The 20,681-nt window shown below is 72.4% G+C and carries 18 protein-coding genes; 9 read left to right on the top strand and 9 right to left on the bottom strand.

Annotation, left to right across the window (positions count from 1 at the left end; genetic code table 11):
• Nucleotides 1-9 precede the first annotated feature (9 nt).
• On the bottom strand, nucleotides 10-867 hold the full coding sequence (locus KVT45_RS12325; protein ID WP_217546794.1) for a hypothetical protein: 858 nt from the start codon (nucleotides 865-867) through the stop codon (nucleotides 10-12).
• A 194-nt stretch (nucleotides 868-1,061) separates the two neighbouring features.
• Here KVT45_RS12325 and KVT45_RS12330 point away from each other — a divergent pair, with 194 nt between their 5' ends.
• The 4 genes from KVT45_RS12330 to KVT45_RS12345 all read left to right on the top strand — a co-directional run bounded on the left by KVT45_RS12330 (nucleotide 1,062) and on the right by KVT45_RS12345 (nucleotide 5,809).
• Nucleotides 1,062-2,234 (top strand): low temperature requirement protein A, encoded by a 1,173-nt coding sequence (locus KVT45_RS12330; RefSeq protein ID WP_217546795.1) that lies wholly within the window; start codon nucleotides 1,062-1,064, stop codon nucleotides 2,232-2,234.
• Nucleotides 2,235-2,393: 159 nt separating this feature from the next.
• Complete coding sequence (locus KVT45_RS12335) at nucleotides 2,394-3,590, top strand: MFS transporter (RefSeq protein ID WP_217546797.1); 1,197 nt, start codon at nucleotides 2,394-2,396, stop codon at nucleotides 3,588-3,590.
• Between the two features lie 128 nt (nucleotides 3,591-3,718).
• Complete coding sequence (locus KVT45_RS12340; RefSeq protein WP_089102071.1) at nucleotides 3,719-4,093, top strand: nuclear transport factor 2 family protein; 375 nt, start codon at nucleotides 3,719-3,721, stop codon at nucleotides 4,091-4,093.
• A gap of 90 nt (nucleotides 4,094-4,183) precedes the next feature.
• Complete coding sequence (locus KVT45_RS12345; protein WP_217546799.1) at nucleotides 4,184-5,809, top strand: FAD-dependent oxidoreductase; 1,626 nt, start codon at nucleotides 4,184-4,186, stop codon at nucleotides 5,807-5,809.
• Between the two features lie 83 nt (nucleotides 5,810-5,892).
• On the opposite strand, the gene KVT45_RS12350 is transcribed toward KVT45_RS12345, so the two are convergent.
• The 6 genes from KVT45_RS12350 to KVT45_RS12375 are packed head-to-tail and all read right to left on the bottom strand — an operon-like array spanning nucleotide 5,893 to nucleotide 10,478.
• Complete coding sequence (locus KVT45_RS12350; RefSeq protein WP_217546801.1) at nucleotides 5,893-6,726, bottom strand: SDR family NAD(P)-dependent oxidoreductase; 834 nt, start codon at nucleotides 6,724-6,726, stop codon at nucleotides 5,893-5,895.
• 17 nt (nucleotides 6,727-6,743) lie between these two features.
• On the bottom strand, nucleotides 6,744-7,193 hold the full coding sequence (locus tag KVT45_RS12355) for a VOC family protein (protein WP_217546802.1): 450 nt from the start codon (nucleotides 7,191-7,193) through the stop codon (nucleotides 6,744-6,746).
• 5 nt (nucleotides 7,194-7,198) lie between these two features.
• Complete coding sequence (locus tag KVT45_RS12360; RefSeq protein ID WP_217546804.1) at nucleotides 7,199-7,570, bottom strand: nuclear transport factor 2 family protein; 372 nt, start codon at nucleotides 7,568-7,570, stop codon at nucleotides 7,199-7,201.
• A gap of 33 nt (nucleotides 7,571-7,603) precedes the next feature.
• Nucleotides 7,604-8,416 carry an ester cyclase gene (locus tag KVT45_RS12365; RefSeq protein WP_217546805.1) on the bottom strand — a complete coding sequence of 271 codons (813 nt, stop codon included), beginning with the start codon at nucleotides 8,414-8,416 and terminating at the stop codon, nucleotides 7,604-7,606.
• Nucleotides 8,403-10,040, bottom strand: coding sequence for a GMC family oxidoreductase (locus KVT45_RS12370; protein ID WP_217546807.1), 1,638 nt, complete (start codon nucleotides 10,038-10,040; stop codon nucleotides 8,403-8,405). Before KVT45_RS12370 ends, KVT45_RS12365 begins: the two co-directional genes overlap by 14 nt.
• Nucleotides 10,041-10,064: 24 nt before the next feature.
• Nucleotides 10,065-10,478: a hypothetical protein gene (locus KVT45_RS12375; RefSeq protein ID WP_217546809.1), complete on the bottom strand. Its 414-nt coding sequence runs from the start codon at nucleotides 10,476-10,478 to the stop codon at nucleotides 10,065-10,067.
• Nucleotides 10,479-10,809: 331 nt separating this feature from the next.
• On the opposite strand from KVT45_RS12375, the gene KVT45_RS12380 reads away from it, so the two are divergent.
• From KVT45_RS12380 to KVT45_RS12400, 5 genes are read left to right on the top strand one after another with little or no spacing between them, the layout of a single operon-like run.
• Complete coding sequence (locus KVT45_RS12380; protein WP_217546810.1) at nucleotides 10,810-11,646, top strand: type 1 glutamine amidotransferase domain-containing protein; 837 nt, start codon at nucleotides 10,810-10,812, stop codon at nucleotides 11,644-11,646.
• Nucleotides 11,647-11,673: 27 nt separating this feature from the next.
• Entirely contained in the window at nucleotides 11,674-13,350 is a 1,677-nt protein-coding gene (locus tag KVT45_RS12385; protein WP_217546812.1) for a thiamine pyrophosphate-binding protein, read from the top strand.
• 5 nt (nucleotides 13,351-13,355) lie between these two features.
• Complete coding sequence (locus KVT45_RS12390) at nucleotides 13,356-13,976, top strand: DJ-1/PfpI family protein (protein ID WP_217546876.1); 621 nt, start codon at nucleotides 13,356-13,358, stop codon at nucleotides 13,974-13,976.
• A 31-nt stretch (nucleotides 13,977-14,007) separates the two neighbouring features.
• Complete coding sequence (locus tag KVT45_RS12395) at nucleotides 14,008-16,005, top strand: alpha-1,4-glucan--maltose-1-phosphate maltosyltransferase (RefSeq protein WP_254646614.1); 1,998 nt, start codon at nucleotides 14,008-14,010, stop codon at nucleotides 16,003-16,005.
• Entirely contained in the window at nucleotides 16,002-17,450 is a 1,449-nt protein-coding gene (locus KVT45_RS12400) for a hypothetical protein (RefSeq protein ID WP_217546814.1), read from the top strand. Before KVT45_RS12395 ends, KVT45_RS12400 begins: the two co-directional genes overlap by 4 nt.
• A gap of 256 nt (nucleotides 17,451-17,706) precedes the next feature.
• Here KVT45_RS12400 and KVT45_RS12405 read toward each other — a convergent pair whose 3' ends face one another.
• Nucleotides 17,707-19,065, bottom strand: a complete 1,359-nt coding sequence (locus KVT45_RS12405; protein ID WP_217546816.1) for a helix-turn-helix domain-containing protein — start codon at nucleotides 19,063-19,065, stop codon at nucleotides 17,707-17,709.
• 320 nt (nucleotides 19,066-19,385) lie between these two features.
• Nucleotides 19,386-20,681: oligopeptide/dipeptide ABC transporter ATP-binding protein (locus KVT45_RS12410; protein WP_217546817.1), on the bottom strand; the 1,296-nt coding region annotated here is incomplete at its 5' end.

Here is a 20,681-nt window from a genome sequence, read left to right on the forward strand (position 1 = left end):
GCCGGGGGCTCACCGCAGCTCGTCCGCGTAACGGTCCGTGCCCGGGACCGTGGGGATGAACGGTGCGACGAACTGCACGTCACCGAGGCCGGAAGCGGCCACTGCCGTGTCCAGGTCCGCGAAGTGGTCCCGCCAGGACTCGCGCGGATCCTGCTGGAGGAACCACAGCAGGGTCAGCCGGGTCCCGACCCCCTCGACCTGCTTGACGTAGGTCATTCGGTCCAGGGACAGCGGTGTCGGCGCGAAGACGGTCACCATGGCCGCCGGAGAGCCGGCCAGCCGTTTCGGAAGGTGGTCGTCGCGCAGCCATGCGAGCAGTTCCGCGCGCTGACCGGGGGACCTGGCGTCGACGACCTGGACGACGAGCCCGGCGTAGGGGTGGTCGAGGGCGTGGATGTCCCGGGGACCCTGGTCGCCGTCGCGGTAGACGGTCCCGGCGTGGTCCTGGAAGGCGGTGAAGACGTGCGTACGGTCCTGGAAGACCCGGTGGTCGCGGTTGAGGCGCTTGTTGATGCCGACGGTCCACCGCATGTGGTCGGCGTAGCGGCCGGCGGTGATCCAGTAGACGGATATGTAGCACCCTGCCGTCACCGGCTGCGCGACGGCAGACTTCTCGGGGTAGCGCAGGAGCTGGAGGTCCCGGGTGGCCACCCAGCGGCGTCCCGCGTACATCCACGGCATGGCCATCGCGCCCGCGATGAAGTGGTCGTCCTCGTACCAGCGGTTGTACGCGCGCTCGTGGCCGGGGTGCGGCTCGACCATGGTGATGAGCGCGTGCCCGAGGTCGGCTCCGTAGGGGCCGACGGCGGCCAGTTCGGCGTACAGGTCGCTGCGGGTGTCGGCTGCGTGCGTCGCGTCGTCTGTCATACCGTCAGGTTTAGCTGACGGAGCATCAGATCGGGAGAGGGGCAACCCGATTCGGTCCGAAGGGCGACGGCGGAGCGCGCCGGGTGCCGGGCACGGCGGCCGAGTTGGGACATCCGGCGCCGTGACTTCCCGCAGTACGTACCGGCTTTCCACTCCGTGGCGGCGGCGGACGGGGGTCGTGCCCCCATACAGAAATGACCGACGCAACCGCAGCGACGACGACCGTTCCTGCCGTTCCGGCGCGCGACCGCACCACCTGGGCGGAACTCTTCTTCGACCTGGTCCTCGCGTTCGGCGTGGGCCAGGTCGCCCACCCGGTGGCCGTGCACCCGAGCTGGCCGGTACTGGGGGATTGCCTGCTCGTGCTGGTCCCGCTCTGGTGGGCCTGGGTGGACGTGGTCATGGCGATGAACGCCGTGCTCGAGACCAACCTGCAACGGGTGTTCCTGCTGCTGACCGCCCTCGCCGTCTACGGCATGGCGGTGGCCGCCCCGCTCGCCCTGGTCGACCGGGAGGCGGCCCTGCTGTACTCCGGAAGCTATCTCGCCCTGCGCCTGCTGATCGGGGAGGCGATCCGCAAGGAGTGCGCCCTCTACACCATCCACCCCTACCGGGCCGGACTCGCCTTCGCCCTGGTCCTGTTCGCCTGCGCCACCGTGCCGACGCCGTGGCGCGAGGTCTGCTGGTCCTTCGCCGTCGTCGCCGAGATCGCCGCGCCCGTCGTACTCAGCGGCCATCTGCGCCAGCTGGCGTTCGGCGTCAACCATCTGCCCGAGCGCTTCGGCCTGTTCGTCATGATCGCCCTCGGGGAGAACGTCTTCGCCGTGGGCGCCGGGGCCGCCACCGGCCCGTTCGCCCCGGTCGAACTGATCGCCCTCGTCCTCGCCTTCCTGGTCGGCTGCGCCCTGTGGTGGCTCTACTTCCACCTGGTGGCCTCGGCCGTCGCACACGCCCTGCGCACCCATCCGACCCCGTCCGTCGTCGTCCGCGACGTGCTCAGCTACGGCCATCTGGTGCTGGTCGTCGGCCTGTTGCTGGTCTCCGTCGGCGCCACCCGCACCGTGCGCTTCCCCCTGCACACCCCGGACGCGCTGAGCGCCGCCCTGCTGCCGTCCGGCGCCGCCCTCTTCATGCTGGCGTTCTGCTACACCCGGCGCCGCATGTTCGGCGCCGCGTCCGCCACCCGGTTCTACTGCGGCCTCGCCCTGCTCGCCCTCGCGCTGCCGGCGTGGCGGCTGCCGGGCGTGGCGACGCTCGCCGTCACCACCGTGCTGCTCCTGCTGGTCAACGCGGTCGAGCACTGGCTGATCAGCTCCGGGCGGCAGGTGCCGCTGGTGCTGCGCAACCGGGCGTTCGGGACGACCTGACGACGACCTGACGTAGTAGGCCGACGGACCTGGGGCAGTGCCCGACGCCCTTCGGGGGCGGCCGCGGCGGGACGCGGAGCGTTCCTAGGTTCGCCATATGGAACTTTCCGGCTCCCGCCTTTCCGGCACCGATGACGAAGAGGAAGAGGAGGTGGCTTGATGCCGTCCCGCAGCGCCTTACCAGCCCTGCTCTCCCTGTCACTGGGCTACTTCAGCCTGGGGACGATCTCGCTGGCGGTCGTCGGCCTGAACGGCCCGATCGGCGACGACCTGCACGTCCAGCCGGCCACGGTGGGCATCCTGGTCACCGTCTTCGCGCTGACCTTCGCGGTCTGCGCGCCCACCGCCCCCATCCTGCTGCGCCGGTGGAACCGCAAGCGGGTGCTGCTCGTGGGTATCGGCCTGCTCACCGTCGGCGCGGCCCTCGGCGCCGTCGCGCCCAACTACGGCTTCCTCACGGTCACCCGGGTGCTCGGTGCGATGGGCGCCGCCGTCTTCGGTCCCGGCGCCTCGGCGGCCGGTGCGCTGATCGTGCCGCCCGGGCGCCGGCAGCGGGCCCTGGCCACGGTGTTCGGCGGCATGACGGCCGCCGCGGTGCTCGGCGTGCCACTGGCCTCGTTCCTCGGCGGCACGCTGGGCTGGCGGCCGGCCCTGCTCGGCGTGGCCGCGCTGTCGGCGCTCGCCTTCGTGGCGGTGCTGGTGTTCGTCCCCGAGATCCCGGCCGGCGAACCTCCGACCGTCGGCGCCTACCGCGAGGCGATGCGCACGCCGGCCACGGCCGCGACGGTCACCACGACCCTGCTGTTCATGGCCGCCCAGTTCACCGTCTACGGCATCGCGGGCGCCTATCTGAAGGACCGCTTCGGCGCGTCCTCCGGGCTGATCTCGCTGACGCTGCTCGCCTTCGGCGTCATCGGGGTGGCGGGCAACGCGTTCGCGCCGCGGATCGCCGAGCGGCTCGGCGGCGGGCGCACGGTGAGCGTCGCCGTGCTCGGCCTCGCGCTGGGGTTCGCGCTGCTGCTGGTCGCCCCGCACTCCGCGCCCGGGGTCGTCTTCTTCGCGTTCTGGGCGTTCTTCAGCCAGATGTACCAGGCGCCGCAGCAGGCCCGGCTGGTGGAGCTGGTGCCGCTGCAGCCGGGGCTGATCCTCGCCCTGAACGCCGCCGCGCTCTATCTCGGGATGAGCCTCGGCAGCTTCATCGGCAGCAGCCTCCTGCCGGACCTGGGGGCCGGGCCGATTCCGTGGGCGGCGCTGGGTGTCCTCGCCCTTGCGGGGCTGGCCCACCTGTCCTCCGTTCGGCAGGTTGCCGCGGCGGCCGGTGCGGACCGTCCCGTGACCGCCGTGCACACCGGCTGAGCGCACAGCTGAAAAGCCGCGATCCCTCGTCGGTCGGCTGCGGCGCCGTTGTGGCTGGTCGCGCAGTTCCCCGCGCCCCTTTCAGGGGCGCTGCACCAAAGCCAGTTCCATTAAGTGAAGGAGAACCCATGAGCAGCCACCAGGTGAACTTCGTTCGCGAGTACATCGAGACCGTCTGGAACCAGGGGCGGACCGAGCTGGCCGACAAGTACCTGGCCGAGGACCTCATCCAGCACAACCCGAACCTGCCCGACGGGCGGGCCCCGCTGGTCGAGTTCGTCGACGGCTTCCACAAGCAGTACCCGCGGGCCCGGTTCGAGATCCGGCGCGCGGCAGGCTCGGGAGACCTGGTCTTCCTGCACACCCGCTTCCGCGGCGACCCCGACGACCGCGGCATGGTCGTCGTGGAGGTCTTCCGGATCGACGAGGGACTGATCGTCGAGCACTGGGACGTCCGCGACGAGATCCCCGAGACCACCGTCAGCGGACACGAGGTCGTCTGACCGCCCCGTCCGCCGGCTCCCCCCCCCTGCCGCCCGGGAGGCTCCGCGCCTCCCGGGCGGCAGCCGTTTTCCGACGACCAGGAGACACCTGTGACACGACAGCAGCAGCCAGACCGGCGGCCGGCCGCCGGGCTCACCCGGCGCGGACTCCTCGGCACGGCGGCCGCCGCCGGGGCCGGCGCGGCCCTCCTCCCGGCCCCCGCCCGCGCCGCGGAGGAAGCGGCCGGCACCCCCGCCGCGGTCACCGTCGACGCCTCCGACGCCCGCTATCTCGACCTCACCTCGCGCGGCTACAACGCGAGATTCGCCGCCGCCCCCGACTCCGTGCGGCTCGTGCACAGCACCGACCAGGTGGTGGCCGTCGTCCAGGAGGCCGTGCGCGACGGCAGACGCATCGGGGTGCGCGGCGGCGGGCACTGCCTGGACGGGCTCGTCGACGACCCGGACGTACGGATACTCGTCGACATGTCCGAGATGGACGCCGTGCGCTACGACCCCGCCCGCCGGGCCTTCCTCGTCGAGGGCGGCGCCACCCTCGGGCACGTCTACCGGACCCTGTACCTGGAGTGGGGGGTGGCGCTGCCGGGCGGCACCTGCCCGACGGTCGGGGTCGGCGGGCACGTCAGCGGCGGCGGATACGGCGCCATGTGCCGGCAGCACGGCGCCGTCGTGGACCACCTGTACGCCGTCGAGGTGGTGACCGTCGACGCCTCCGGTACCGCCCGCGCGGTGGTCGCCACCCGGGAGCCGGACGACCCGCACCGCGAGCTGTGGTGGGCGCACACCGGCGGGGGCGGCGGTACCTACGGCATCGTCACCCGGTACTGGTTCCGCTCCCCGGACGCCACCGGCACCGACCCCGCCAGCCTGCTGCCCAGGCCTCCGAAGACGCTCCTGAAGTCCACGGTCAGCATCAAGTGGAGCGACCTGACGGAAGCCGCCTTCACCGCCCTCGTCGCGGACCACGGCGCCTGGCACGCCCGCAACAGCGTGGCCGGCTCCGCCTACGACAGCCTGCACAGCGTCCTCATCCTCTACAACCGGGTGCAGGGCGCGGTGGTGCTCAACTCCCAGATCGACGGCACCCTTCCGGACGCCGCCGCGCTGCTGGACGCGTACGTGACGGCGGTGGCCGGCGGCATCGGAGCGCCGTACACCGAGGTCCGCTCCTCCTGGCCGTGGCTGAAGACGACGCTCAAGGACCCCTACGACACCGGCCTGTACAACCGGACCAAGTCCAAGGGCGCCTATCTGCGCAGGGGCTGGTCCGCCGCGCAGGCCTCGACCCTCTACGGCTACCTCTCCGACGCCGGCTACGACGGTCACGCCGGCATCCTGCTCTACTCCTACGGCGGCAAGGTCAACACCGTCGCAGCCTCGGCCACCGCGCTGGCCCAGCGGGACTCGGTCCTGAAGGCCAACTTCACGACGTACTGGCCCGCCGCCGCGGACGACGACCGGCACGTGGCGTGGATGCGCGCCCTCTACCGCGACCTGTACGCGGCCACCGGCGGGGTGCCCGCGCCCGACGACACCAACGACGGCTCGTACATCAACTACCCGGACACCGACCTCGCCGACCCGGCCTGGAACACCTCGGGGGTGTCCTGGCAGAGCCTCTACTTCAAGGACAACCTCGCCCGGCTGCAGGCCGTGAAGGCGGCCTGGGACCCGCGGAACGTCTTCCACCACCGGCTGTCCGTCACCGCCCCATAGGCGCGACGAAGAGGGGCATGGACGAGCCCCCGCCTCGCTGCGGTGAGGCGGGGGCTCGTCCCGTTCAGGGGGAGGCGCTGGGATCAGCCGAAGCTGGCCGGGAACGCCACCCCGGTCAGGGACTCGCTGAGCCTGCGCAGCTGGGCGCGGGCCGTCTCGTCGTACGCCTGGGCGCCCGCCCGGGCCCGTGTCGAGCGGTTGAAGTAGACGCCCGAGACGTCGCCGAGGGCCGGGTCGGTGATCAGCCGCAGCGTGTTGCGCATGCCGTCCGCGACCGTGCTCTGCGGGGTGAACAGGTTCACCACCATCTTGGTCGGCATGTACGACGCCGGGTGCAGCGCGTTGGCCGTGACCCCGGTGCCGCGCAGCCGTTCGGCCAGGTCGAAGGTGAGCGAGATCTGGGCGAGCTTCGCCTGGCAGTAGGCCTGCACGCCGTCCCAGTTGCGCTCCAGCATCACGTCCCGGAAGTCGATCGGCGCCTGGCCCGCGGAGCTGACGTTGATGATGCGGGCCGGTGCCGAGGCCACCAGCAGCGGGGCGAGCCGGCAGCTGAGGATGTAGGCCGCCAGGTAGTCGACCTGGAAGGTGAGCTCCAGCCCGTCCTGGCTCTCCTGGCGGGCCAGCTCGACCCCGATGCCCGCGTTGTTCACCAGCACGTCCAGCCGGTCGTACGTGGTGAGGATCCGCTCGGCGAGCTTGCCGATGTCCTCCAGCGAGGAGAAGTCGGCCAGCTCGTAGCTCAGCCGGCCGGTGGCGCCGGCCGCGCGCAGCTCGGCCAGCAGGTCCGCGCCCTTGGCCGCACTGCGGCCGTGCAGGATCAGCGACGCGCCCTGCGCGGCGAGTTCACGGGCGACCGCGCGGCCGAGACCGTCGGTCGCGCCGGTGATGAGAATGGTCTGGTCGGAGACGGCCTTCATCGTGGGGAACTCTCCTGTCAGGCGTACGTTGCCAGTTCTTCGGTGGACTGGTCGGTGTATCCCTGGCTGACCTCCACCACGATGCCGTCCGGGTCGGAGACCCACACCGTCTTCCAGCCGGGGATGAACTCGTCGAACGTCAGCGGTCCGAGCGTCGGCTCGAACTCGCCCTGGGCCGCGGCGAGGAACGCGTCCACGTCGTCGACCTGGAAGGCCAGGTGGCGGGCGGTGCCAGGGCTGGCCGGGCCGCCCTTCGCGGCCGGGAAGAGCGGGTCCGCGTCGGTCGCGAACAGCTCCAGGTACACGAGGCCGTTGCGCAGGAACACCACGCGGACGCCGTCGGCCTCCACCACCCGGGCCCGGCGGAAGCCGAAGAGCCGGGTGTAGAAGTCCTCGGTGGCCTTCTGGTCACGGCAGTTGAGGCCCACGTGCGACCAGCGCAGGCCCTGCGGGGCGGCGGTCGTCATGGCCGTCACTTCCCGGTGACCGGGGCGAACGGCACGGTGTCGTGGACGTTCGTCATGTAGGTGATCAGCCCGCCCCGGACCCGGAAGTAGTTGCACACCGCGGCCTCGACCGCGATGCCGTCCGGGGTGCGGGCGGTGATGTCGGAGACCACCGCGGCCTGCTCGCCGTCCACGACGACGTGCCGGGGGACGTTGGCGAAGGAGGCGTACATCTGCGGGAAGCCCTTCATCATCTCGCGGAGCGTCTCGCGTCCCTCGACGTGCCCGGCCAGCTGCTCGTCCATGGTCTGGTCGATCGCGAACAGGTCGCACCAGGCGTCCCAGTCGCCCTCGTTGGCCAGCCGGTAGTACGTGTCGACCACTTCTCGGGTGCTCATGCGCCCGTCCTTCCTGCGTGCCTGTGATGGGGGTCAGGGGAGGTCCACGCCGAGCTGGCGCATCAGGCCCGTGGTGTCGGCCTGCACCCAGCGCTCGACGACCTTGCCGTCCTCCAGGCGGTAGACCTCCAGGCTGGTCCAGGAGACCTCCTTGCCGGTCGGCTCCTTGCCGAAGAACGGCGCGATGTGCCGGCCGTGGAAGGTGATGTGCATGATCACCTTGTCCGGGGCGGCCGGGTACAGGGCGTCGAGGTGCACGGTGAAGTCCAGCGCGTCGTGCGCGGCCTTGATGATCCCCTTGAGCTCGTCGAGGCTCTCGACGCTCCAGGCCGGGTTGTTGTCCCGGAACGTCGGCCCGAACATCTCGTCGAGGTCGTCGTAGCGGCGCTCGTTGACCGCGTCGCTGACCTGCCGTACGACGGTGTAGTTCAGGTCGTCCGAGGACAGCTGGGCGCGCAGGCCGAGCAGGTCGTCCTGGGCCCAGCGCTCGGCGAACAGGCCGTTCTCGGCCCGCCAGATCTCGGTGGTGGACCACTCGACCTTGCGGCCGGTGGCCGGGAAGCCGAGCACGTCGCCGAGGTGGGTGCCGGTGAGCTTCACCCGGGTGACGAGCCGGTCCTCGCCGAGCGGCACCCCCTCCTCCAGCTCCCCCTTGAGGTCGAGCGTCTCGTGGGCGCCGCGCACCGCGTCCAGGTAGGTGTCGATGCCGGTGATGTCGAAGCCGGGGTGGTGGTCGGTGAAGTCCGGGCTGAGGACGGCGCGGACCCCTTGCAGGTCGCCGGCGTTCAGCGCGTCGAGGAAGCGCGAGTAGAGCTTCTGGATCTCCTGCTGGTCACGGGTGGACATGCTGCATCCCCTCGTTCGTTCGGGCGGCGGACGGAAGCGGCTCGGAGGTGCCGAGGGCGAACGCCGCCGCGCGCTCGCCGATCATGACGCTGGGTGCGTGGGTGTTGCCGGCCACGATGGACGGCATCACGGAGGCGTCGGCGACCCTGAGGCCCTCGATGCCGTGGACGCGCAGCTCGGAGTCGGTGACGGCGTCCGGTCCTGTGCCCATCCGGCAGGTGCCGGCCGGGTGCCACAGGGTGGTGGCGTTGGCGGCGACGTAGGCGCGCAGCTCGGCGGGGGTCGTGACGTCCTTGCCGGGGCCCAGTTCGTCGCCGCGGAAGGCGTCGAAGGCCCGGGTGGCGGCGAGTTCGCGGGCCAGCTCGACCCCGTACACCAGGACGTCCAGGTCGGCTGCCGAGGTGAGGTAGCCGGCGCTGATCACCGCGTTGGACTCGGGGTCGGCGTCGCGCAGCCGGACCCGGCCCCGGCTGTGCGGGAGCACGGCGATCGGGGCGAAGGTGAGGCCGGGGCCCTCCCACTGGTCGGCGGGCGCACCGGCGGGCAGGAACTTGACCGGGCCGAAGGTGAACTGGAGGTCGGGCGGGCCGTCCGGGTCGGCGGCCGGGGTGTGGGTGAACAGTCCGGCCTCGGAGAGCAGGGCGCCGGGCGGGTGCTCCTGGAGGGACTGGTAGCAGACGGGTGTGAAGAGGTGGTCCTGGAGTCCGGCGCCCACGCCCGGCAGGTCGCGCACGCAGTGGATGCCGTGTGCCCTGAGGTGGTCGGCCGGGCCGATCCCGGACAGCATGAGGAGCTTCGGCGACTCGAACGCGCCTGCGGACACGATGACTTCGCGGTCGGCGCGGAGCTGTGCCGGGGTGCCGCCCTGGACGTACTCGACGCCGGTGACCCGGTCCCCGTCGAGCAGCAGCCGGGTGGTCCGGGCGCCGGTCAGCACGGTCAGGTTGGGCCGGGCGAGCGCCGGGCGCAGATAGGCGTCGGCCGCGCTGCACCGCCCTCCCGCGTCGTCGCGGTTGGTCTGGTACAGGAAGCCGAACCCGTCCTGCCGGGCGCCGTTGTAGTCGCCGTCGCTCGCCCCGTCGTGGCCGAGTTCGCCGGCCGCCGCCACGAAGGCGGACGCCAGCGGGGACGGGCGGTCCAACTGCCGTACCCGGACCGGGCCGTCGGCCCCGCGCAGCTCCGAGCCGCCGCCGGAGTAGCTCTCGGCGCGCCGGAAGTACGGCAGGACCTCGTCGTAGGACCAGCCGCTCGCGCCCTCGGCGACCCAGCGGTCGTAGTCGTGGCGGCTGCCGCGCACCCACATCAGGGCGTTGACGGAGCTGCACCCGCCGAGGACCTTGCCGCGGGCCACCGGTATCCGGCGGCCGTCCATGCCGGCCTCGGGCTCGGTGACGTAGCCCCAGTCGATCTCGCCGCGCCAGTCGGCGGTGAGCAGGGAGAGGACCGAGGCGGCGTCGGCGTGGTGGATCTCGGGACGTTCGTCCGGGCCGCCGGCCTCCAGCAGGATCACGGTCACGGACGGGTCCGCGCTGAGCCGGGCGGCGACGGCACAGCCGGCGGAACCCGCGCCGACCACCACGTAGTCGGCGCCCTGTGGTACCGGGGGATTCGGATTCGACGGCATGACAGCCTCCAAACGGTGACGGGGTCAGAGGGCGGCCGGTTCGCCGACCTGGTAGTCGACGATCACCGGGGCGGCGCCGGGCGCGGGGCGTTCGAGCTGCCACTGCTGGTTGATCCGGAACGCGGACACGGTGCCGTCGGCCGTGGACTTCGCCGTCCACACGACGGTCAGGTCGATGCCGATCCGGGCTCCGGTCTCCTGGTGGACGAGCTTCTCCAGGGTGTGGTCCTGCTCGCTGTAGGCCTCACCGACGGCCGCGTACCAGTCGAGGAAGTCCGCGTGGCTGTGCAGGGTCCGCTCCGGGAAGGCCATCTCCAGGCCCTCGTCGGCGACGAAGGGCAGCAGCTCCGCGACCGGGGCGTGCACGTTGAGCAGGCCGAACCAGCGCTGCACGAACTCCTCGATCTCCCGGTCGGAGCCGGTCTGTTCGGTGGACATGGATGTCTCCGCTCATCGGGGTCCCGCCCCCGGGAACCGGGAGCGATACGCGTCCGATGACCCCACAGCCAGGGCGCACCGCGCGCCGTGCGCCGCAACTCCGGCCGCACTGTGCGAAGTCGCAGCTCAGGCTCGGGCAACTCGCCTGCCGGGGCGGCCGTACCGCCCGGTAGCGACGCTTCCGCAGGCGTTGGCCACAACATGCCGTAGTGCATTCGGCCACTTGGGCATGTGCCGTGAGCACGGGCGGCGGCGATGGTCCGGACGAAGTGCCCCGCCGTAGACAGGAATCCGCCACTTGGCACCGTCCCGCCGATCCGGGAGGAATCCCATGAGCAGGCGCATCCTCGTCGTCCTGTCCGAACACGGCTACTGGGGCGAGGAGTTGATCGGACCCCTGGAGACCTTCGACCAGGCCGGCTACCACCTCACCTTCGCCACCCCCACCGGCAAGCGGCCCAACGCGCTGCCGCCGAGCATGGACCCCGAGTACGTCGACCCGCCGCTCGGCCGGTCCGTCACCACGCCCGAGATGGCGGCGAAGGTACGGGCGGTCGAGGAGTCGGACCGGCTCGACAACCCCCTCGACCTCGCGTCCTGGCTGCCCGACCGGCCCTACCGCTCCCGGCCGTACTTCCTGCGCGACTGGGAGGCCTACCACAGCCGCCTGGAGCAGATCCGCCGGCAGATCGCCGACCGCTACGACGCGCTGCTGATCGTCGGCGGCAGCGGACCCATCGTCGACCTCGCCAACAACTGGCGGGTGCACGACCTGATCCTCGCCTTCCGCGCCCTGGACCGGCCGATCGCCGCCGAGTGCTACGGCGTCGCCTGCCTGGCCTTCGCCCGCGAGCAGGAGACCCGCGAGTCCATCATCCGCGGCAAGCACGTCACCGGGCACTGCATCGAGTACGACTACAAGGACGGCACCGGCTTCCTCGGCACCGACTTCGTGATGGGCCCGCCGCCGTACCCGCTGGAGTACATCCTGCGCGACGCCACCGCGCCCGGCGGCGCCTACCACGGCAACTTCGGCAAGGAGACCTCGGTCATCGTCGACTACCCGTTCATCACGGGCCGTTCGACCCCGGACTCCTACCTGACCGGCCAGAAGACCGTCGAGGTCCTCGAACAGGGCCTGCGCCAGTGGGGGTTCAGGACCTCCTGACATCCCGTCCCGCGAGAGGTGACCAGCATGGACAGCAGGCCCGCGCGCGTCGCGCTCCTGGAGCAACTGGAGGCCGAAGGCGTCCGGTACATGTTCGGCAACCCCGGCACGGTCGAGCAGGGGTTCCTCGACGAACTGCGCTCCTTCCCCTCGATCCAGTACATCCTGGCCCTGCAGGAGGCCACGGCCGTCGGCATGGCGGACGGCCACGCCCGCGCCACCCGCACCCCGGCGGTCCTGCAACTGCACTCCGGGGTCGGCCTCGGCAACGGCATCGGCATGCTCTACCAGGCCATGCGCGGCCACGCCCCGATCGTCACCCTGGTCGGCGAGGCCGGGCTGCGGTACGCGGGACTGGACGCCCAGATGGCGGCCGACCTGGTCGGCATGGCGGAACCCGTCACCAAGTGGGCGACCCGGGTGCTCGACCCCGACTCCACGCTGCGCGTGCTGCGCCGCGCCTTCAAGGTGGCCGGTACCCCGCCGTACGGGCCGGTCCTGGTGGTGCTGCCGGCCGACGTGATGGACGCCGGCACCCGGGAACCGGTCGTCCCGGTCTCCTACCCGGACACCCGCAGCCTGCCCGCCCCGGACACCCTCGCCCGGGCCGCCGCCCTGCTCGCCGGGGCCCGCCGCCCGCTGATCGTGGCCGGCGACGGCGTGCACTTCGCGGGCGCACAGGCCGAACTGGCACGGCTCGCCGAGGTGTGGGGCGCCGACGTGTACGGCGCCGACTGGGCCGAGGTCAACCTCTCCGTGCAACACCCCGCCTATGCGGGCCAGTTGGGGCACATGTTCGGCGAGCAGAGCCGGCGGATCACCGGCGCCGCCGACGGCGTCCTGATCGTCGGCACCTACGCACTGCCCGAGGTGTTCCCGGCCCTGTACGACGTCTTCGCCGAGGGCACCCCGGTGGTCCACGTGGACCTGGACACCGACGCCATCGCCAAGAACTTCCCGGTCGACCTCGGCATCGTGGCCGACCCGAAGGCCACCCTCGGGCTGCTCGCCGACGCGCTGCACGCGGAGATGGGCGACGAGCGGCGGACGGACGCGGCGCAGCGGCTGCGGGCGCGGGCCGCCGAGCGGGCCGACGCCCTGGCCGGCGCCCGCGAACGGGACCTGGCCGACGGCGAGGCGCACGCGGTGCCCACCGCCGCCTTCGCGAGCGAACTCGCGCGCCGACTCCCCGCCGACGCCCTGCTGTTCGACGAGGCGCTGACCGCGTCCCCGACGCTCTTCCGCCACCTGCCGGCCACCGAGCCCGGCCGGTGGATGCAGACCCGGGGCGGCTCCCTCGGCGTCGGCCTCCCGGGTGCGCTCGGCGCCCAGCTCGCCCATCCCGACCGCACGGTGGTCGGGTTCACGGGCGACGGCGGCAGCATGTACACCTTCCAGGCCCTGTGGACGGCCGCCCGCTACGGCCTGCCCACCAAGTTCGTGATCTGCAACAACGGCAGCTACCGGCTGCTGGAGGACAACATCGAGGAGTACTGGCGGGAGACGGGCATACCGGCCCACGAACAGCCCGGCATGTTCGACCTCTCCCACCCGCCCATCGACTTCGTCGGCCTCGCCCGCTCCCTCGGGGTGGCCGCCGTACGGGTGGAGAAGCCCGGCCAGGCCGAGGACGCGGTGGCCCAGGCCCTCGCCCACCACGGGCCGTTCCTCGTCGACCTGGTGACGGCCAAGGAAAAGGGGTGATGGCCGTGCGACTGACCGGCCACAAGATCGCCGTCCTGATGGAGAGCGACTTCTACGAGCCCGAGATCCTCTACTACCGCTACCGATTCCCCGAGGAGGGCGCCGAGGTCCACTTCCTGACCCGGCTCTGGGGCAACGAGGCCATGACCTTCCAGGGGCACGAGCACCGCATGCCCTTCGACGTCAACGAGTCCTTCGAGGACCTCGACGAGTTCGCGCTCAAGGAGTACTCGGCGGTGATCGTCCCCTCCGGGATGGTCTCCGACCGCCTCCGCTACACCGAGGACCCCGAACAGCTGCCGCCCGCCGCGCAGTTCCTGCGCCGCGCGTTCGCCGACCCGGCGATCGTCAAGGGCATCATCTGCCACGGCATGTGGCTCGCCGCGCCGGTCCCGGGCCTGATGCGCGGACGGCGCGCGGTGGTGCACAACAACCTGCTGGGCGACCTGCGGAACATGGGCGGCGAGTACGTCGACGAGGACGTCGTCGTCCACGACGACCTGGTCACCGGCCGGACCGGCAACCACTGCCACGTCTTCGCCCGCACCATCATCGACCTGCTCGCCGACCGTCAGCCCGCCGAGTCCGCCCCGGCCGCCCGGGCCGCCGCGGCCGGGCAGGGCTGACGGGACGCGAACGGGGAGAGGAGCGATCATCATGACACCGGTGACCGGGCGCATCCCGATCCTCGACGTCCGCCCCCGGGTGCGGGACGGGGAACTGCCCGCCAAGGCCGTGACCGGCGAGCACCTCGACATCACGGCCACCGTCTTCCGCGAGGGCCACGGCGTGATCGCCGCGGACGTGGTCCTGCGCGGTCCCGAGGGAGCCCCCGCCCAGCGGGTGCCGATGACCCTCGTCGATCCGGACGCCGACCGCTGGAGCGCCACCGTGGTGCCCGGCACCGAGGGCCTGTGGACCTTCCGCGTCGAGGCCTGGGCCGACCCCCTGGCCACCTGGCGCCGGGACGCCGAGCTGAAGACCGAGGCCGGCGTCGACACCGAACTCACCCTGCGCGAGGGCGTGCTGCTGCACGAACGGGCGGCACACGGCGAGAACGACATCACCGACTGGGGCCGGCGCGAGGAGGTCCGGGCCGCGGTCGCCGCGCTCCGCGACACCCTGGCGCCGCCCTCGGCCCGGCTGGCGGCCGTCACCTCCCCCCGGGTGACGGCCGCCCTGGGCCGCTACGCACTGCGCGAACTGGTCACCGCCTCCCGGCCGTCGGCGCTGCGCGTGGAGCGGCGGCGGGCCCTGGTCGGGTCCTGGTACGAGCTGTTCCCGCGCTCGGAGGGAGCCGTGGTGGAGTCGGGCGCGCCGCCGGTGAGCGGCACCCTGCGGACCGCCGCCGGGCGGCTGCCCGCCGTGGCGGCGATGGGCTTCGACGTGGTGTACCTGCCGCCCGTCCACCCCATCGGCGGCACCCACCGCAAGGGCCCCGACAACGTTCTCGTCGCCGGCCCGGACGACGTCGGCTCGCCCTGGGCCATTGGCTCCTGGCAGGGCGGCCACGACGCCGTCCACCCCGACCTCGGCACCCTGGACGACTTCCGGTACTTCGTCGCCACCGCCCGCGGCCTGGGCCTGGAGGTGGCGATCGACTTCGCCCTGCAGTGCTCCCCGGACCACCCCTGGGTGTCCGGGCACCCCGAGTGGTTCCACCACCGGGTGGACGGTTCGGTCGCCTACGCCGAGAACCCGCCGAAGACCTACGAGGACATCCACCCCCTCGACTTCGACACCGACTTCGAGGGCCTGTACGCCGAGGCGCTGCGCGTCCTGCGGCACTGGATGGCGCAGGGCGTCCGGATCTTCCGCGTCGACAACCCGCACACCAAGCCGGTGCACTTCTGGGAGCGGCTGATCGCCGAGGTCAACACCACCGACCCGGACGTGGTGTTCCTGGCCGAGGCGTTCACCCGGCGGGCCATGGTGCACGCCCTGGCCCAGGCCGGGTTCCAGCAGTCGTACACCTACTTCACCTGGAAGAACACCAAGCAGGAGCTGACCGAGTACCTGCCCGAACTCACCCGGGACAGCGCGGACTTCCTGCGGCCCAACCTGTTCGTGAACACCCCGGACATCCTGCACGCCTACCTCCAGCACGGCGGCCGGGCCGCCTTCGAGGTCCGGGCCGTGCTGGCGGCGACCGCCGCGCCCAGCTGGGGGGTGTACGCCGGGTTCGAGCTGTGCGAGAACACCCCGCTATCCGAGGGCACCGAGGACTACCTCGCCTCGGAGAAGTACCAGCTGCGGCCCCGGGACTGGGCGCGCGCCGAGGCCGAGGGGCGGACTATCGCCCCGCTGATCACCCGGCTCAACCGGCTCCGCCGGACCCGTCCGGCCCTCCAGGAACTGCGCAACCTGCGGCTCCAGCACACCGACAACGACCAGGTCCTCGCCTACTCCAAACACGTGGACCTGCCCCGGGGCGGCACCGACGTGGTGCTGGTCGTCGTCAACCTGGATCCGCACCGGGCCCAGGAGGCGACCGTGACCTGCGACCTGGCGGCCCTCGGCCTGCCCGGCGACGGCACGCTCAAGCTCCGCGACGAACTCACCGGAGCCGCCTACGCCTGGGGCGAGTCCACCTATGTGCGCCTCGACCCGGCCCACCAGGTCGCGCACGTACTGACGACCGAGGAGGCGTCATGAGGACGGAGACGAGGACAGCGGCGAGGACAGAGGCGAGGACGGAGATCCTGCAGCCGCTGCTGCCCGCGCTCGGGCCCTGGCTGACGGGCCGGCGCTGGTTCGACGCGCGCTACACCGGGGCCCCGCTCACCGCCGACGCGGCATCCGTGGTCGGCGACGAACCCCCGCTGCTGCTGCACGCCGTGGTCTCGGCGGACGGCGAGGCCGGACCGCTGCGCGTCCAGCTCCTGCTGGGCCTGCGCCCGGAGCTGCCGGACCGGCTGGCCCCCGCCGCGATCGCCACCGTGCCGGCCGGCCCCTGGCAGGGCTGGCGGGTCTACGACGCGCTGGCCGACGGCACCCTGCTCGCCCTGCTGCTGCGCACCCTGGCGGGCGGCGGCGCACCCCAGGGGCCGCGCCTGGAGCGCAGCTCCCGCTACCCGCTGCCCGTCGGCCTGGTGCCCCGGCCGCTCCAGGTGGAGCAGAGCAACACCTCCGTGGCCTACGGCGACCGGGTCCTGCTGAAGATCTTCCGCCGCCCGGAGCCGGCACCGCACACCGAGGTCGAGGCGCTGCGGGCGCTCACCAGCCAGGACTGCGCCCGCACGCCCCACCTCTACGGGGCGGTGCACAGCGACGCCCCCGGCGCGGAGGGCCTGGTGCTCGGCCTCGTCGAGGAGTTCCTGCCGGACGCGCGGGACGGCTGGGAGGAGGCGCTGCGCCAGGCGACCGACTCGGTGGCCGGCACCGGCCGCGGCTCGGCCGGGGGCTTCACCGGGGACGCGTTCAGCCTGGGCCGGGCCGTCGCCGACGTGCACGGCGCCCTGGGCGAGGCGTTCGGACGGACCCGGCTGACCGTGGAGGACGTGGCCGAGGAGGCGGCTCGGATGACCATGCGCCTCAAGGAGGCCGCGGAGGAGGTCCCGGCCCTCGCCCGCTACACCGCACGGCTCGGCGCCCTCTTCGACGACTGCGCCCGGGTGGCCGGGCGCGGCTGCCCCCTCTACGTCCAGCGCACCCACGGCGACCTGCACCTGGGGCAGGCGCTGCGGGCCCACGACGGCTGGCGGATCGTGGACTTCGAGGGCGAGCCTGCCCGGTCCGCCGCTGAACGCGCCCGCCCGCAGCCGGTGCTGAAGGACGTCGCCGGCATGCTGCGCTCCTTCGACTACGCGGCCCGCACCGGGCTCACCGCCGCCGAGGCGGGCGAGCCGGCGGAGACCTCGCCCGCGGTGCGGCTGCGCCGGCGCCGGCGCGCGTCCGCGTGGGCGGTACGCAACCGGCGGGCGTTCGTCGCCGGGTACGCGGCCGCCGGGCACGAGGACCCGGACTGCCACCCCGTGCTGCTCCGGGCGTTCGAGGCGGACAAGGCGGTCTACGAGGCCGTGTACGAGTCGCGGCTGCGCCCCGACCGGCTGCCGGTCCCGCTCGCCGCGGTGCACCGGCTGGCCGCCGCGGCCCGCTGACGGCCGCATGCCCGGGGCCGCTTCACCGGCATCGACCGGGCAGCGGGCGGACCCGGCGTCTGACGCGGGGTCTGACGCGGCGTCGAAACCGGCGTCCGAACCGGCGTCGAACCGCGTCGAATCCGGCGGTGAAAGGACCGGAACCGGCGCATGGAAATCGGTGCTCGACGGACTTTCATTTCGCTTTGTCGTGCGGGCATTTCACGGCGGTTCCGGGAGGGGAATTCGGGTGGTCCGGGGAACGGGATGCGGCGGGTCAGGACCGGCGCTGCTCGGTGAAGGTCGCGCTCGGGTCGCGGTTCGGGGCCAGGCCGGCCGACGACAGCGCCTGGTCGTACGCCTGCAGCGCGGCGGTGCCGTTGCCCTGGCGGCGCCACAGGTCGCCCACGTAACGCCAGTTGAGCGCGGTCTGGTGGGACGGCGGGAACTGGCGCAGCTGCCGGGTGGCGGCCTGCAGGCACTGGGCCGCCTGCTCGTGGTCGCCGCGCAGCAGATGGATCTCGGCGAGCGTGGCACGCGCGCCGACGGCCTGGATGCGGGACTCCGGGCCGGTGAGGCCGAGGGCCCGCTCCGCGTGGGCCGCGGCCTCGTCCCAGTTGCCGAGCATCGCGTCCGCGTCGGCCAGGCCGATCTCGCACTGGGCGAGCTCGGGGGCGTTGCCGACCTCCGCCAGCAGCTGCTGGGCCTCCTCAAGGAGCTGCTTGGCGCGCGCCGGTTCGGGCTGGTCGACCTGGAGGAGCAGCGAGCCGCAGTTCATCTTGAGCATGGCGACATGGCGGATGTTGTCGTCCTCGGACATCAGCGCAAGCGCCCGCTCCACCAGGGCCAGCGCCTCGTTCAGCTGGCCGCGGGAGCGGGCCACGAGCCCCGCGTTCCAGAAGACGGCACCCCGCGCGGCCCGTGCCCCCTGCTTCTCGGCGGCGTCCAGGAGCCGGACGCCGAGGGGCTGCGCGCGGGTGAGGTCGCCCCGCATGTGGTACGACGTCATGAGCGTGGCGCCGAGCTGGACGTGGTCGACCGTGACGTCCAGGCCGAGGGCGTCAAGCCGGGACATGGCCCGCTCGCCGATCTCGACGCTCGTCGTGATGTCGCCGGCGTTGCGGTAGCAGCGGCACAGGGCGACCGACACCGTGCACCAGTCGGCGGAACCGGGTGGCAGCTCGGGGTCGCGCTGGAGGTCATCGAGGATCGTGATGGCGGCCTCGATCCGGTCCAGCTTCTCCAGGGCGGAGGCCTGCGCGATACGTGCGCGCCGGGTCATCGACGGGTCCAGCAGGGACGGCTTCGCCAGGAGGTCGCTCAGGGTCTGGAGCGCCTCGCCGTTGCTGCCGTTGCGCAGGGCCATCTCGCCGAAGGCCAGCCGCAGCCGGGTCTCCTCCAGCTCGTGGTCGTCGCGTCCGGTGCGCAGGTACTCCGTGGAGCACCCCAGGCGCTCGGCGAGCGCGGCGAGCACCGAGTCCGACGGCGCGCCGCGCTTGCCCGACTCGATCAAGGAGATGTAGCTCGCCGAAATCTCACCGGACGCGAGGTCCTGCTGCTTGAGTCCACGTTTGCCGCGCAACAACCTGATGCGCTCGCCCAGTCCTGCGGCCGTCGCGTTGCCGAGTGGATCCATGCCGACTCCTCGGTGCAGTACTTGACTGTCAGGATGACAGATAGATGTTACCAGTAAGTTGATATCTACCCAATGGGCTTCCGGTGATCTTTTAGTGGCTCTCCACCGCATTTTGCAGCGGATTCCGTTGATCGTGGGCGGCGCTTCCTTATGCGGTGTGCGATATTCCGTTTGGATATGATTAATTTTGCAAGAAACTGCTTGACTGTGACAGTTATTCAATGTTGACTGTAATTGTCAAAGAGCCACCTTCTATTGTTCGGGGGAGGGGATTTTCGTGAGCAATAAAATAATCGCGCTCATCGCAATCGTCGTCCTGGTCAGTGGTCTTGTGTCGGGTGGACTGTGGTTGAACGATTCCGGTCCCGGTAACCGTCCGCGGCACGAAGGCATGGCCGAGTCCAGCGGTGGGAGTGGTGGTTGCTGCTGATCACACACGCGCTTCGCACCGGACCCGGTCCTTCGTCGTCCGGGAGACGGCTGTCGTGCGGGAAGTGGCAGGAGACGGTGTGGCCGGCGGCCGGTCCGGCTGCCCGCCGGTGCGGTGTCTCCTCCGCGCAGCGCCGCCGCTGGGCGGCGGAGAGCACGGCCTGGACCGGACAGCGGGCCCGGAAGCCGCACCCGGAGGCGGTGGGCGGGCCCGCCCCGGGGTCACCGGGCAGCACGATCCGGCGCCGGGAGCGCTCGGCGACCGGATCCGGCAGCGGGACCGCCGAGAGCAGGGCCCGGGTGTAGGGATGGTGCGGCCGCCCGAACACCTCGGCCACGCCGCCCGTCTCCACCGTCCGGCCCGCGTACATGACCGACACCCGGCCGGCGAGCTGCCGGACCACCGCGAGGTCGTGCGAGACCAGCAGATACGCCGGGCCCAGCTCCCGCTTCAGCCGCAGCAGCAGGTCCAGGATCCCGGCCTGCACCGACACGTCCAGCGCGGACACCGGCTCGTCGAGCAGCAGCAGCGCGGGCCCGACCGCCAGGGCCCGGGCGATGGCGATGCGCTGCCGCTGCCCCCCGGAGAAGTGGTGCGGGTAACCGTCCGCGTCCGCGGGGCGCAGCCCCACCTGGGACAACAGCCGCGGTACCCGCGCCGCCACCACGGCCGGCGGCACCCGTGCGGCGTGCAGCGGCTCGGCGACGATGTCGCCCACCGGCATCCTCGGATCGAGGCTCGACACGGGGTCCTGCGGCACGAGCTGCACGGCCGTGCGCAGTTCGCGCGCCGCCCGGCGGGACAGCAGCGCGGTGTCCTGCCCGAGGATCTCCACCCGGCCGGCCTGCGGAGCCGCCAGCGAGGCGATCTCCCGCAGCGTCGTGCTCTTCCCGGCCCCGGACTCCCCGACGAGCGCCAGAGTCTGCCCGCCCCGCACCTCCAGATCGACCCACTCCACGGCCCGCACCACGGGAATCCGCCGCTGCCGGAACCCCGGCGCCCGGTACGACCGGCCGAGCCCGGAGACCCGCAGCACGACGTCGGCGGCCGCGCCTCCGCTGGTGCCGGGGGCTGTGCCGCCGGCCGCGCCCCCGGCCGTGTTCGGGGACGGCTCGGCCGGACGGCCGGCGCGCGCCGGGGCGGCGATGGTCCGGCGCCACGGCCCGGCCGGGACGGCCGGGGAGCG

It is taken from the genome of Streptomyces sp. GbtcB6 (assembly GCF_019091475.1).
GTDB classification, from domain to species: domain Bacteria; phylum Actinomycetota; class Actinomycetes; order Streptomycetales; family Streptomycetaceae; genus Streptomyces; species Streptomyces hyaluromycini.

Excerpts from the sequence above, each read along its gene's own strand:
- KVT45_RS12325 (WP_217546794.1), bottom strand. The coding sequence starts at position 867 with ATGACAGACGACGCGACGCACGCAGCCGACACCCGCAGCGACCTGTAC.
- KVT45_RS12330 (WP_217546795.1), top strand. The coding sequence starts at position 1,062 with ATGACCGACGCAACCGCAGCGACGACGACCGTTCCTGCCGTTCCGGCG.
- KVT45_RS12335 (WP_217546797.1), top strand. The coding sequence starts at position 2,394 with ATGCCGTCCCGCAGCGCCTTACCAGCCCTGCTCTCCCTGTCACTGGGC.
- KVT45_RS12340 (WP_089102071.1), top strand. The coding sequence starts at position 3,719 with ATGAGCAGCCACCAGGTGAACTTCGTTCGCGAGTACATCGAGACCGTC.
- KVT45_RS12350 (WP_217546801.1), bottom strand. The coding sequence starts at position 6,726 with ATGAAGGCCGTCTCCGACCAGACCATTCTCATCACCGGCGCGACCGAC.
- KVT45_RS12355 (WP_217546802.1), bottom strand. The coding sequence starts at position 7,193 with ATGACGACCGCCGCCCCGCAGGGCCTGCGCTGGTCGCACGTGGGCCTC.
- KVT45_RS12360 (WP_217546804.1), bottom strand. The coding sequence starts at position 7,570 with ATGAGCACCCGAGAAGTGGTCGACACGTACTACCGGCTGGCCAACGAG.
- KVT45_RS12365 (WP_217546805.1), bottom strand. The coding sequence starts at position 8,416 with ATGTCCACCCGTGACCAGCAGGAGATCCAGAAGCTCTACTCGCGCTTC.
- KVT45_RS12370 (WP_217546807.1), bottom strand. The coding sequence starts at position 10,040 with ATGCCGTCGAATCCGAATCCCCCGGTACCACAGGGCGCCGACTACGTG.
- KVT45_RS12375 (WP_217546809.1), bottom strand. The coding sequence starts at position 10,478 with ATGTCCACCGAACAGACCGGCTCCGACCGGGAGATCGAGGAGTTCGTG.
- KVT45_RS12380 (WP_217546810.1), top strand. The coding sequence starts at position 10,810 with ATGAGCAGGCGCATCCTCGTCGTCCTGTCCGAACACGGCTACTGGGGC.
- KVT45_RS12385 (WP_217546812.1), top strand. The coding sequence starts at position 11,674 with ATGGACAGCAGGCCCGCGCGCGTCGCGCTCCTGGAGCAACTGGAGGCC.
- KVT45_RS12395 (WP_254646614.1), top strand. The coding sequence starts at position 14,008 with ATGACACCGGTGACCGGGCGCATCCCGATCCTCGACGTCCGCCCCCGG.
- KVT45_RS12400 (WP_217546814.1), top strand. The coding sequence starts at position 16,002 with ATGAGGACGGAGACGAGGACAGCGGCGAGGACAGAGGCGAGGACGGAG.
- KVT45_RS12405 (WP_217546816.1), bottom strand. The coding sequence starts at position 19,065 with ATGGATCCACTCGGCAACGCGACGGCCGCAGGACTGGGCGAGCGCATC.